Annotated in this window: 11 protein-coding genes; 10 read left to right on the top strand and 1 reads right to left on the bottom strand. The window is 62.0% G+C overall.

The window, feature by feature from the left end; translation table 11 throughout:
* Positions 1-102: 102 nt before the first annotated feature.
* The 10 genes from gmd to IFT76_RS01555 all read left to right on the top strand — a co-directional run bounded on the left by gmd (position 103) and on the right by IFT76_RS01555 (position 11,419).
* Positions 103-1,134 (top strand): GDP-mannose 4,6-dehydratase, encoded by a 1,032-nt coding sequence (gmd, locus tag IFT76_RS01600; protein ID WP_122714154.1) that lies wholly within the window; start codon positions 103-105, stop codon positions 1,132-1,134.
* Positions 1,134-2,030, top strand: coding sequence for a GDP-mannose 4,6-dehydratase (locus IFT76_RS01595; protein WP_192057197.1), 897 nt, complete (start codon positions 1,134-1,136; stop codon positions 2,028-2,030). The genes gmd and IFT76_RS01595 overlap by 1 nt, the downstream gene beginning before the upstream one ends.
* Positions 2,031-3,176 carry a glycosyltransferase family 4 protein gene (locus IFT76_RS01590; protein WP_192057196.1) on the top strand — a complete coding sequence of 382 codons (1,146 nt, stop codon included), beginning with the start codon at positions 2,031-2,033 and terminating at the stop codon, positions 3,174-3,176.
* Positions 3,173-4,288, top strand: coding sequence for a glycosyltransferase family 4 protein (locus IFT76_RS01585; protein WP_192057195.1), 1,116 nt, complete (start codon positions 3,173-3,175; stop codon positions 4,286-4,288). Before IFT76_RS01590 ends, IFT76_RS01585 begins: the two co-directional genes overlap by 4 nt.
* Positions 4,289-4,312: 24 nt before the next feature.
* Complete coding sequence (locus IFT76_RS01580) at positions 4,313-5,284, top strand: UDP-glucose 4-epimerase family protein (RefSeq protein WP_192057194.1); 972 nt, start codon at positions 4,313-4,315, stop codon at positions 5,282-5,284.
* Entirely contained in the window at positions 5,281-6,291 is a 1,011-nt protein-coding gene (locus tag IFT76_RS01575; RefSeq protein WP_192057193.1) for an MraY family glycosyltransferase, read from the top strand. The genes IFT76_RS01580 and IFT76_RS01575 overlap by 4 nt, the downstream gene beginning before the upstream one ends.
* 100 nt (positions 6,292-6,391) lie before the next feature.
* The gene (locus IFT76_RS01570; protein WP_192057192.1) at positions 6,392-8,392 is read left to right on the top strand and encodes a polysaccharide biosynthesis protein; all 2,001 of its coding nucleotides are present in this window, start codon (positions 6,392-6,394) and stop codon (positions 8,390-8,392) included.
* A gap of 418 nt (positions 8,393-8,810) precedes the next feature.
* Positions 8,811-9,707, top strand: coding sequence for a glycosyltransferase family 2 protein (locus IFT76_RS01565; protein WP_192057191.1), 897 nt, complete (start codon positions 8,811-8,813; stop codon positions 9,705-9,707).
* A gap of 16 nt (positions 9,708-9,723) precedes the next feature.
* Positions 9,724-10,359: a CatB-related O-acetyltransferase gene (locus tag IFT76_RS01560; protein WP_192056210.1), complete on the top strand. Its 636-nt coding sequence runs from the start codon at positions 9,724-9,726 to the stop codon at positions 10,357-10,359.
* Positions 10,360-10,528: 169 nt separating this feature from the next.
* Positions 10,529-11,419: a glycosyltransferase gene (locus IFT76_RS01555; protein WP_192057190.1), complete on the top strand. Its 891-nt coding sequence runs from the start codon at positions 10,529-10,531 to the stop codon at positions 11,417-11,419.
* A 327-nt stretch (positions 11,420-11,746) separates the two neighbouring features.
* Here IFT76_RS01555 and IFT76_RS01550 read toward each other — a convergent pair whose 3' ends face one another.
* Positions 11,747-12,952 (bottom strand): O-antigen ligase family protein, encoded by a 1,206-nt coding sequence (locus IFT76_RS01550; RefSeq protein WP_192047217.1) that lies wholly within the window; start codon positions 12,950-12,952, stop codon positions 11,747-11,749.
* Positions 12,953-13,107: the final 155 nt, after the last annotated feature.

Here is a 13,107-nt window from a genome sequence, read left to right as displayed (position 1 = left end):
CGCGCTTTGTTAAGTCGAGCGCCGGTGCTTTGCGCGGCCGCAAGCGTTGTTCGGTTTCTCTTTCGCTGCCTTGTCGGCACTAAATGGAGTTGGTTAATTCGCATGAAAGCTATTGTCACTGGTATCACTGGTCAAGATGGCGCCTACCTGGCGGAACTGCTGCTGGAAAAGGGCTACACCGTATACGGCACTTACCGCCGTACCAGCTCCGTCAACTTCTGGCGTATCGAAGAGCTGGGTATCCAGAACAACCCTAACCTGCACCTGGTCGAGTACGACCTGACCGACCTTTCTGCCAGCATCCGGTTGCTGCAGACCACCGAAGCCACTGAGGTCTACAACCTCGCTGCGCAGAGCTTCGTTGGTGTTTCGTTCGAGCAGCCGCTGACCACCGCCGAAATCACCGGCCTGGGCGCTGTCAACCTGCTGGAAGCCATCCGCATCGTCAACCCGAAGGCGCGCTTCTACCAGGCTTCGACCTCCGAGATGTTCGGCAAGGTGCAGGCCATTCCTCAGATCGAGGAAACCCCGTTCTACCCGCGTAGCCCCTACGGTGTGGCCAAGCTGTATGCCCACTGGATGACCATCAACTACCGCGAGTCGTACGGCATCTTCGCCACCAGCGGCATCCTGTTCAACCACGAGTCGCCCCTGCGCGGCCGTGAGTTCGTGACCCGCAAGATCACCGACACCGTCGCCAAGATCAAGCTGGGCCTGCAGGAAACCCTGGAGCTGGGCAACATCGACGCCAAGCGCGATTGGGGTTTTGCCAAGGAGTACGTCGAAGGTATGTGGCGCATGCTGCAGGCCGACGAGCCGGACACTTTCGTGTTGGCCACCAACCGTACCGAAACCGTGCGTGACTTCGTCACCATGGCCTTCAAGGCCGTGGACATCGAGATCAAGTGGCAGGGCGAAGCTGAATCCGAGCAGGGCCTGTGTGCCAAGACTGGCAAGGTGCTGGTGTCGGTCAATCCGAAGTTCTACCGCCCAACCGAAGTTGACCTGCTGATCGGTAACCCGGCCAAGGCCAAGGCCGTATTGGGCTGGGAACCGAAGACCTCGCTGGAAGAGCTGTGCCGGATGATGGTCGAGGCTGACCTGCGCCGCAACGAGAAAGGGTTTTCGTTCTGATGGCTAATGTCGGCAAACGCGCATTGATCACTGGTATCCAGGGTTTCACCGGCCGCTACATGGCCGCCGAGTTGCAGGCCCATGGGTATGAAGTCATCGGTTTGGGCAGTCAGCCGTCGGAGGAACCAGGTTACTACCAGGCCGATCTGAACGATGCGCCCAGGCTCAGCGCGTTGCTGGCAGAGCTGCAGCCCGATTACGTGGTTCACCTCGCTGCACTGGCGTTCGTGGGCCATGGCGTGGCTGATGCGTTCTATCAGGTCAACCTGATCGGTACGCGCAACCTGCTCGAAGCGGTCGCCGCTTCGGGCAAGGCGCCTGAATGTGTATTGCTGGCCAGTAGCGCCAATGTGTATGGCAATGCATCCGAAGGCTTGCTGGACGAAGGCACGGCCCCCGCGCCGGCCAACGATTACGCCGTCAGCAAGCTGGCCATGGAATACATGGCCAGCTTGTGGCAAAACCGCTTGCCCATTGTCGTCACCCGGCCGTTCAACTACACCGGGGTGGGGCAGGCGGACAATTTTCTGTTGCCCAAGATCGTCTCGCACTTCCGCCGCAAGGCCGACGTGATCGAGTTGGGCAACCTCGACGTGTGGCGCGATTTCAGCGACGTACGCGCGCTGGTCGCGGCTTACCGTGGGCTGTTGGAAAACAAGCCCTTGGGGCAGACCGTCAATGTCAGCTCGGGTGTCACCCATTCGCTGCGTGAAGTGATCGAGTTGTGCGAAAGCATCACCGGCCATTCCATCCGTGTGGAAGTGAACCCCGCATTCGTGCGCGCCAATGAAGTGAAGACGCTGTGCGGTGACAATACCCGTCTGCGTTCGCTGGTGGGCGACTGGCAGACCCCGCCGTTACGCGACACCCTGCAATGGATGTTGGCTGCCCAATAAATGAAGGTCGTCCTTTCCGTCGAGCCTGTGCGCTTTCCGCTGACGGGCATTGGACGTTATACCTATGAGCTGGCGCGACGCCTGCAGAGCAGTCCGGAAATAACCGACCTGCAGTTCTTTGCCGGGCGCAGCTTCTTGCCGGTGCTGCCGAGTGCTGCGGACGCGTCCGGCAGCGGCTACAGCCTCAAGCGGGCAGTGCAGAAAAACTTTCTGGCCATCGAGGCCTATCGTCTGCTGATGCCATTGCTCAAGGCGCGTGCCCTGAAAGGGCATGGCGATTATCTGTATCACAGCCCCAATTATTACCTGCCGCCGTTCAAGGGGCCGCGCATTGCGACCTTTCACGACCTGTCGCCGTTTACCTGGTCCCAGTGTCACGCGCCGCAGCTGGCGCGCTACCTGCAGAAAGAGCTGCGGCTGACCTTGAAGCGTGCGGACCGCCTGATCACCGATTCCGAATTTACCCGGCGCGAACTGGCCGAGTATTTCGATTGGCCGCTCGAGCGGATCGACACTGTGCCGCTGGCCAGTTCGCCGGAGTTTCATCCGCGCAGCGCGGCGCAAACCGCTGAAGTGCTCGGGCGCTACGGGTTGAGCCACGAAGGCTACAGCCTGTTCGCCGGCACCATCGAGCCGCGCAAGAACATCGAGACGCTGCTCACCGCCTACGAAACGCTGCCGCTGGCCACGCGCCAACGCTGGCCGTTGATTCTGGCCGGCTACCGGGGCTGGCAGAACGAGGCGATCTTTGCGCGCATCGAGTCGGCGCAGCGCCAGGGCTGGGCGCGCTATCTGGGCTTCGTGCCGGCCGAGGACTTGCCGGTGCTGTTCGCGGGCGCGCGGCTGTTTGCCTTTCCGTCGTTGTACGAGGGGTTTGGCCTGCCGGTGCTGGAGTCGATGAGTTCGGGCGTGCCGGTGGTCTGTGCCAACAACTCGTCCCTGTTGGAAGTGGCGGGCGAGGCGGCGCTGATGTGCGAGGCGATGGATATCGAAACCCTGGCGCAGCACATGGCCAAGGCGCTGGAAGACGACCCATGGCGCGCCGAGGCTCGGCAACGTGGTCTGGCCCACGCCGACGGATTTTCCTGGGACCGTTGTGCGGCGCAGACGTTGATATCCTATCGCCGCACGTTGGGAAGCCGATGATCAAGGTGCTGCACTTCTTCAAGACGTACTTCCCCGATTCCATGGGCGGTATCGAGCAGGTCATCTTTCAGCTGGCAGAAGGATGTGCCGCGGGCGGTGTGCAATCCGAAGTGTTGTACCTCAGCGAGCGCGGCGCGGCGCGTGGCGAACGGGTAGGGCACCATGTGGCCCACCGTGCCAAGCTCGATTTGCACGTGGCCTCGACCGGGTTTTCCTGGTCGGCGCTGGGCGATTTCAAGGAGTTGGCCAGCCAGGCGGATCTGATTCACTACCACTTCCCCTGGCCGTTCATGGACCTGGTGCATTTTGCCAGCCGCACCGGCAAGCCGTCGGTGGTCAGTTATCACTCCGACATCATCAAGCAGAAGACCCTGCTCAAGTTGTATCAGCCGTTGATGAATCGCTTCCTCGGGTCCATGGACCGCATCGTCGTGTCTTCACCCGACTACGCGGCCAGCAGCCCGGTGCTGCAGCGCTTCACTGAAAAGTTGTCAGTCATCCCGTTCGGCCTCGATCCCGCTACATACCCCACGCCGTCTGCCGAGCGCTTGGCGCATTGGCAGGCGCGCTTTCCCGGCAAGTTCTTTCTTTTCGTCGGTGCGCTGCGCTACTACAAGGGTCTGAACTACCTGCTCGATGCTGCCAAGGCAACCGGCTTGCCGGTGGTGATTCTTGGGGGTGGCCATCTGGAAGCTGAGCTCAAGGCCTATGCCCAGCAGCTTGAAGTGAGCAACGTGCATTTTCTCGGCGGCTTGCCGGATGAAGACAAGGCGGCGCTGCTGACCCTGTGCCACGGCTTCGTGTTTCCGTCGCACCTGCGTTCCGAGTCGTTCGGCATTTCGCTGCTGGAAGGCGCCATGTATGGCAAACCGATGATTTCGTGCGACATCGGCAGCGGCATGAGCTACATCAACCTGGCCGGTGAAACCGGGCTGGTGATTCCCCCGCGCGATCCCCAAGCGCTGGCGGCGGCCATGCACACCCTGTGGAACGATGAAGCCCTGGCCAGTGCCATGGGCGCCGCCGCGGCGCGTCGCTTCCAGCAGGTGTTCACCGCGCAGGGGATGGCGGACAGTTATGTGCAGTTGTATCACGACGTATTGCAGCGTTAATCCATTCGACCAAGGTGCTCGCCCATGATCTCGAAAGCTGTTTTGGTAACTGGCGCGTCGGGTTTTGTCGGTGCCGCTGTCGCGGCTCGGCTGGTGCGGCTGGGCTGCCCGATCACCCGCGCCGCCGTGCGCCGCGCCTACACAAAACTGCCCTTTGGGGTGGAAGGCTGCGTGGTGCCCACGCTGGCCGCCGACACCGACTGGACCAGCGCGCTCGCCGGCATTGACAGTGTGGTGCACGCCGCTGCGCGTGTGCACGTGATGCGCGAGTCGCACGCCGATCCCTTGGCCGAATTTCGCCGGGTGAATGTCGAAGGCACGCTGAACCTTGCCCGCCAAGCCGCGCAGGCAGGGGTGCGGCGCTTTGTTTTCATCAGTTCGATCAAGGTCAACGGCGAGGCCACCGAGCCGGGGCAGCCGTTTCGTGCCGACGATGAGCCGTCTCCGCGTGATGCCTACGGCATTTCCAAGCTTGAAGCGGAAGTGGGCTTGCGAGCATTGGCAGCAAGCACCGGCATGGAGGTGGTGATCATTCGCCCGGTGCTGGTGTACGGGCCAGGCGTGCGCGCGAATTTCCAGACGCTGCTGCGTCTGGTGAGCAGTGGTGTGCCGCTGCCTTTCGGCAAGACCAACAACCGTCGCAGCCTGGTGGCGCTGGACAATCTGGCGGATCTGGTGTGCACCTGCCTGGAACATCCGGCTGCGTCGAATCAAACCTTTCTGGTCAGTGATGGCGAGCCGGTGTCCACTGCGAACCTGGTGCGCGCCATGGCCGCGGCGATGGGCAAGCAGCCGCGGCTGCTCGATGTGCCATTGCCGTGGATGAGCCGCGTGGCGAATGCCTTGGGGCAGGGTGCAGTGACGCAACGGCTGTTTGATTCCCTGGAAGTCGACATCGACAAGAATCGCCAATTGCTGGGCTGGCAGCCGCCCACCTCCATGGCCGACGCGCTGGCCGCCACGGCGCGGCCCTACGTGGCAGCGCGCCGTCGATGAGCTTGCTGTTATGGCTGCTGGTCGTGCTGGTGCTTGCCTACGGGCTGACGTTCGCTCTGCGTCGCTATGCGCTGGCGCGCAGCCTGATGGACGTGCCCAACGCGCGCAGTTCCCACACGGTGCCGACCCCGCGCGGCGGTGGCGTGGCGATCGTACTGGTGTTCCTGGCCGCCATCAGCGGGCTGGCGCTTTGGGGAATGCTCGAAAGCCGTGTCTGGCTAGCCCTGTTCGGCAGTGGGGCGCTGGTGGCCGTGGTGGGTTTTCTCGACGATCACAATCACATCGCTGCACGTTGGCGCCTGCTCGGGCATTTCGCAGCGGGCGGCTGGGCCCTGCTGTGCCTGGGCGGCATGCCTGGCGTGATCGGTGCGATCGACGGGCTTGCCGCGTTGTGGTGGTTATTCGGCCTGTTGTACCTGGTGTGGATGCTCAACCTCTACAACTTCATGGACGGCATCGACGGTATCGCCAGTGTCGAGGCCATCTGCGTGTGTGCCGGGGCCTGTTTGATCTATGCGCTTGGCGGGCATGCACAGCTGATGTGGCTGCCGGCCGTGCTGGCGGCGGCGGTGTCGGGCTTTCTGCTGTGGAACTGGCCGCCGGCGAAGATCTTCATGGGCGATGCGGGCAGCGGTTTTCTTGGGCTGGTGCTGGCGGTGCTGTCGGTTCAGGCAGCGTGGATCGAGCCGGCTTACTTCTGGGGGTGGGTGATCCTTCTGGGTGTGTTCATCGTCGATGCCACGTTCACCTTGCTGCGGCGTTTGCTGCGGGGCGACAAGGTGTATCAGGCTCATCGAAGCCACGCCTATCAGTACGCCTCGCGGGTCTACGGGCGTCATCTGCCGGTGACCCTGGCGACGGCGTCGATCACGCTGGGCTGGCTGTTGCCCTGGGCCATTGCCGTGACGGTTTTCGGTCTGAGCCCCGTTCTAGGCACCTTTATTGCGTACATCCCTTTGTTGTGGCTGGCTTTTCGTTATCATGCGGGGGAATTGGAACGCGCATGAAATTGCGTTCGCGCACTGGTGCAATCGGCTGATCGCACTTAAGGTTACGTAGTTGCTACAACCGACCGTCACGGTCTGGGGCCATTCGGGTCGAATACTGATGGATAGAATACGTACACGCTTGCTGGGTTTGCCACGTCGCCAGAAGCGTATGTTGCAAGTGGTCGCGGACATCGTGCTGGTCTGGGTCGCGCTGTGGATGGCCTTTCTGGTGCGCCTGGGCATCGAGGACATGTACAACCCGATCCGCGAGCACGAATGGTTGTTCGTGGCCGCGCCGTTCGTGGCCATACCGCTGTTCATTCGCTTCGGCATGTATCGCGCGGTGATGCGCTACTTCGGCAACGATGCTCTGGTGGCCATCGTCAAGGCGGTCAGCCTGTCGGCGCTGATTCTGGCGGTGGTGGTGTATTGGTACAGCAACCACCAGACGGTGGTGCCGCGCTCGATCATCTTCAATTATTGGTGGATCAGCCTGGTCATCATCGGCGGCCTGCGCCTGGCCATGCGCCAATACTTCATGGGCGACTGGTTCAACGCCGTGCACAACGTGCCGTTCGCCGGGCGCGACGACCGTCTGACCAAGGTGGCGGTGTACGGCGCCGGTGTTGCAGGCAACCAGCTGGTTGCCGCACTGCGCATGGGCCGCGTGATGCGTCCGGTGGCGTTCATCGACGACGACCCGAGTATATCCGACCGGGTGATTGCCGGTATTCAGGTGTTCAAGCCCAAGCATATCCAGCGCATGATCGATCTGACCGGCGCCGAGGAGCTGTTGCTGGCGTTGCCGTCGACGTCGCGCTCGCGGCGTCGCGAGATTCTCAGTTTCCTCGAAGGCTTTCCGCTGCACGTGCGCAGCGTGCCCAACTTCACCGCGCTGGCCAGTGGTGAGGTGAAGGTCGACGACATTCAGGAAGTGGACATTGCCGACCTGCTCGGGCGCGATTCGGTGCCTGCGCAGGATGACCTGCTGGAGCACTGCATTGCTGGCAAGTCGGTGCTGGTGACCGGGGCAGGGGGGTCGATCGGCTCCGAGCTGTGCCGTCAGATTCTTGGTCTTGAGCCGGCGCTGCTGATTCTGCTGGATCATGGCGAATTCAATCTGTACACCATCAGCGGCGAGCTGGAGCAGCGTGCCGCCCGTGAAGGGATGCACGTGCAGATGCTGCCGACCCTGGGCACGGTGCGCGACCAGGCCAAGCTGCTCGAGGTGATGACCACCTGGAAGGTGGACACGGTGTACCACGCGGCGGCCTACAAGCATGTGCCGATGGTGGAACACAACATTGCCGAGGGTGTACGCAACAACGTGCTGGGTACGCTGAACTGCGCCCAGGCGGCGTTGCAGGCGGGGGTGGCCAACTTCGTGTTGATCTCCACCGACAAGGCGGTGCGCCCCACCAATGTGATGGGCAGCACCAAACGCCTGGCGGAGATGACCCTGCAGGCGCTGAGCCGTGAAGTGGCGCCGGTGTTGTTCGGCGACCCGGCCAACGTGGCGCGGGTGAACAAGACGCGCTTCACCATGGTGCGCTTCGGCAATGTGCTGGGCTCGTCGGGGTCGGTGATTCCGTTGTTTCACAAGCAGATCAAGTCGGGGGGGCCGGTGACGGTGACCCATCCGAACATCACCCGCTATTTCATGACCATTCCCGAGGCCGCGCAGTTGGTGATCCAGGCCGGGTCGATGGGGCGCGGCGGTGAGGTGTTCGTGCTGGACATGGGCGAGCCGGTGAAGATCATCGACCTGGCGCAGAAGATGATTCATCTGTCGGGCTTGAGCATTCGGTCCGAGCAGAATCCCCAAGGGGATATCGGCATCGAGTTCACTGGGCTGCGGCCGGGTGAGAAGCTGTATGAGGAATTGCTGATCGGCAACAACGTGGTGGCTACCCGTCATCCGATGATCATGAGCGCCCATGAGGATCATTTGCCATGGGAAGCCCTCAAGGGCGAGCTGACCGGTTTGCTGCGGGCACTGGATGACACGGATTTCGACCGGGTCCGCGAGATATTGCAGGAAGCCGTGAGCGGCTATGCCCCCGAAGGTGAAATCGTCGATTGGCTGCACATCCAACAACACCGCGGTACCCCCGACTGATCCGGCGTCTTGCAAACCCGCTCCCCCGTAGGAGCGGCCAGTGGCCGCGAAGGCCGCCCCGCATTTCGCCTGACCCACCGCGCGGACCTTTTCGCGGCCGGTGACCGCTCCTACGGAGGGTTCCCGATCCTGCCGACGCCCCCGCCCGCAGTCTCCCTGATCCACTGCGGTGCCCTTTTCGCGGCCAATGACCGCTCCTACGGAGGGTTGCCCGATCTGCCGACACCCCGTAGGAGCGGCCAGTGGCCGCGAAGGCCGCCCCGCATTTCGCCTGACCCACCGCGCGGACCTTTTCGCGGCCAATGACCGCTCCTACGGTGGGGGGGCATGGATTGGTCGACAATCGGGTACGGATCGCCCATCATGCAGCGCTGCCGATATCAGGCCGTACATACCCGAATTAGTCGTTGCCCATAAAATGACCGACATACTTTCCGAACCTGCCGTTCGAGCCGACGTAGCGGATTTGCCCCTCGTTTCGATCGTGGCGCCGTGCTACAACGCTGAAAATTTCCTCGAAGAGGCGTTGGCCAGCATCTTCGCCCAGGACTATCCGAATTTCGAAGTGATAATCGTCGACGACGGTTCCAGTGACCGCAGCATCGAGATGCTCACCGCGCTGCAGGCGACCTACGACTTCCAGTTGCTGCGGCAAGCCAACCAGGGTGTCAGCGCCGCGCTCAATTTCGGCCTGCAGCACGCCCGCGGCAAATACGTATCCACGCCGGATCTGGACGACATCATGCTCGCCCACTCTCTGCGCGTACGTGTCGATTACCTGGAGCAGAACCCTGAAGTCGGCGCGGTAGGTGCATTGATCACCTACATGGACACCCAGGGCAACGCCCTCAAGGACCAGACACACACGCGCATCCGCCGCATGGATTTCGCCGACATCCTCGCCAATGCCCGGGTCTGCGGCGCGCCAGTGTCGTTGTACCGCATGGACGTGCTGCGCAAGGCCAAGTTCTACGACCCGGCGATCAAGGTCCAGGATTTCCAGATCACCCTGCGCATTGCCGAACAGGGCGTCGAGATCCATATGCTGCCGGTGATCGTGACCCGCTACCGGCGCCATCCGCACAACCTGTCGCGCCGCTACAAGACCTTGTTCGAAGCCGACATGCGCGCCATCGAGCCCTATCGGGGGCACCCCGGCTATGAGCGTGGCCGCGCCAAACTGGTCAACAAGGCGTTGAAATACGCGGTGGTGGAAGACAAGAAGGATGCGCTGCGACTGCTGCGCTCCATCCCGCTCAAGCTATGGGATCGCACCACGTTTCGCCGTCTCAAGCGTCTGGTGCTGCATTGGTAAGTAAGGAAGTGCGTCGATGAAGTGGTGGGACCGGTTGAAGAAAAGGAAGGTTCGCAAGCACCTCGGGCAGTTCGAGAAGCTGTTTCGCGGGCCCGAGCGAATTCGCATGCGCTACCCCCAGTATGCAATCGGGGTGGGCACCTACGGCATTCCCGACGTGCAGGAGTTCGGCGACGACACCACCTTGAAGGTCGGCAACTACACCTCGATCGCCGAGGGGGTGAAGATCCTGCTCGGGGGTGGCCATCGCACCGATTGGGTGTCGTGCTTTCCGTTTCCGTTGATCATCGACGAGGTCAAGGACGTGCCGGGCGCAGCGCCCACCAAAGGCGACGTAGTGATCGGCAGCGACTGCTGGCTGTGCGCCAATGTGTTGATTCTGTCCGGCGTGACAGTTGGCCATGGCGCGGTAGTTGCAGCTGGTGCAGTCGTGACCAAGGACATACCGCCCTATGCCGTGGTGGGGGGCAACCCGTGCCGGTTCATCAAGTGGCGTTTCGAAGAACGCGTGCGGGACGCCTTGCTGGCGTCGGCGTGGTGGGACTGGCCTGTTGCCGAAGTCAAAGCCGTGGCCCATCTGCTGTGCAGCGACGACCTCGAGGCGTTTCTGACCTATGCCCGCAATCGCCAGCCAACAGCCGTGGCTGGATGAAGTAGTTGGAAGTGTCATCAGCTTGCCAGCGTTGCAAGCAAGGCCTCACATCCATTGAGGTCATGCATTGTTACAATGCGAATGGCCCTGGCGATTGGCTCGGCCGCTCGTCGTACCTAGAGTACCTACCTTCGCGTAGGCACGGCATCACTTTTTCAGAGCAGTGAATATGAACACGTCCACCTCAGACAATCGAAAGCAGCCCCTGGTGTCGGTGATCATCGCCTCGTACAACCATGCGCCGTACATCGAGGCCTCGATCGGCAGCGTGCTGGCGCAGACCTACGCCAACATCGAGTTGCTGGTGGTGGACGATGGTTCGACCGATGGCAGCGTCGAGCTGCTGCGCAAGCTCAGTGCCGAGCATGGTTTCGATCTGCGCGTGCAGGGGAACAAGGGGCTGTCGCGGACGCTGAACGAGTCGGTGGCACGTTGCCAGGGCAGCCTGGTGGTGCCGTTCGGGTCGGATGACGTGATGTTCGCCCATCGTATCGCCACTCAGGTGGCGTACATGGAAGGCAAGCCCGAGGTGGGTATCTGCTCGGCCAATACCGAGATCATCGATGCGACCGGCAAGGTGATGTGCGAGCGTGAACAGCGCAAGCGCAACGAGCCGTTCCGCCGGCTGGATTTCGACGATATGTTCATGGACCGCAAGCCGGGGCCGACCGCCGCCACGCTGATGTTCCGTCGCGAGGCGCTGGAGAAGGTGGGTGGATTCGATCCGGAGATTCGCCTTGAGGATGTCTATATCGAGTTGGCAGTGACCCGCGCGGGTTATTTCATCGATGTACTGGGTGAGCCTCTGGCGCAGTACCGCAAGCATGCGACCAACACCTACAAGAATGGCCGCTTCATGGTCGAGAACGTGCTCAAGACCTACGCCGTGTACCGCGAGCACCCGGCGTACGAGCAGGTGCGCTGGCGTTTTCTCAATTCGATGTTCTTGAAGTACGCGCGCAAGGACAAGGGCCTGAGCAGAGAGCTACTGGGCATGATTCCGCTCAGGGCCTGGAACAGGAAGACCCTGCGCGGCATGCTCCGTATGGTGTTCGGCTGAAATTCGCGTAGCCTTTTTCGCGGCCGATGACCGCTCCTACGGGGCGTCGGATTCTCCGTAGGAGCGGTCCGTGGCCGCGAAGGACGCACCGCGTTGCATCAGGCAATCCGCGTAGACGTTTTCGCGGCCGATGACCGCTCCTACGGCGCGTCGGATCCTCCGTAGGAGCGGTCCGTGGCCGCGAAAGGCGCACTGCGTTACAGCAGGCAATCCGCGTAGACGTTTTCGCGGCCGATGACCGCTCCTACGGGACGTCGGATCCTCCGTAGGAGCGGCCCGTGGCCGCGAAAGGCGCACTGCGTTGTATCAGGCAATCAGCAATGTCATTCAAACGGCCTTGGCAGGGCGGCTGAGGCGGTTGCCCCAGTGGCATAGCCATTGCGCATACACCAGCGCCATCGGAATCCAGATCAGGAACCAGTGCTCCTTGGGGCGGGACATGAAGGCGCTGCCTTCGGTCAGCCCCGACGCAAACCCGAACACCAGCCAGGTTGCGGCCAACACCACCTGCGGTTCCCGCCGATTCATCCAGCAGAAGCGCATGGCCAGACCATACAGCACCATCCACAGGCTGAGCCCTGCAACGCCGCCGATGTACAGCACGCCCAGTTCGATATTGTGCGGGTCGGCCAAGGTGTACGGCAGACCTGGGATGACGATGGTCATCTCCGAATCGTAGCCGCGTCCCAACCACGGGTTCTCGCCGATCTGACGCAGTGACTCCATCCAGATTTCCGGCCGGTACGACGCCCCGCGCGAGGTCAGCACATCGGGCATTACCACGTACAGCGCTGCGATCCCCAGCAGTGCAATGGCAATTGCCAGCCCGCCGCGTTTCTTGTTTCCCGCCGCCATCAGCCACAGCAATGCCGCCGCCATGCCGATGATCGGCGTCCGCGAACCCGTGGCGATCAAGGTTACCCCCAGTACCGCCAGGCACCCCAGCGCCAACGGGTTCCACGGATTGCGTCCGATGTACCAGGTGGCCAGCCAGACACTGGCAAAGGCGCCGAACACATGGGCGCTGAGCAGAGGGTTGTAGAGCGCGCCATACCCATCCAGACGGCTGCCCAGGGACGCGCCTTGCACGCCATAGAAATAGATCAACGACAAACCCGCCGCTGCCGTGGCGATCACAGCCGCTGCACGGGTGAGTTGCGCCAATCGCGCGGGCACCTTCAGCGCGATCAGGCCAGCCGAGAGCAGCACCATGGCGATGTAGAGCGGCCGCTTGAACAGCGAGCCGAAGTCTTCGCCGTCTGCGGCCCAACTGACACTGAGCAGGATGTAGGCACTGAAGGCCACGAAGGCAAGGAACATCGGGTTGCGCACCAGCGCCTTGAACGGACCCGGCTGCAATGCCAGGGCGAGCAGGGTGGGCACCGCCAGGAAGATGTAGAACAGCTTGTGATACAGAGAGCGATCCCATGCCCAGAACATGCCGGTCATGATGACCAACCAGCCGATGGGGAGCACATAGGCGTTCAGCACGTGCACCGTACGCTCGCGCACGGAAGTACTCTGGGATTGCATGAGAGGTTGTCTGTCCATAGGCCTTGGCAGTGAAGTGTTTGGGGGCGGGTGGATTGTACGTGGATGTGACTTTGCATCAACACAGAAGGTCCGAACGCCGAAAAAATCCTACGGGCTGGTGCAGCGCACATAGCTACTTACACATGCCTTCGATC

Origin of the sequence: Pseudomonas sp. CFBP 13727 (genome assembly GCF_014841915.1) — a bacterium.
Classification (GTDB): domain Bacteria; phylum Pseudomonadota; class Gammaproteobacteria; order Pseudomonadales; family Pseudomonadaceae; genus Aquipseudomonas; species Aquipseudomonas baltica.
Note: the sequence above shows the minus strand (reverse complement) of the source record. Positions and strands in the feature narration are given on the sequence as shown.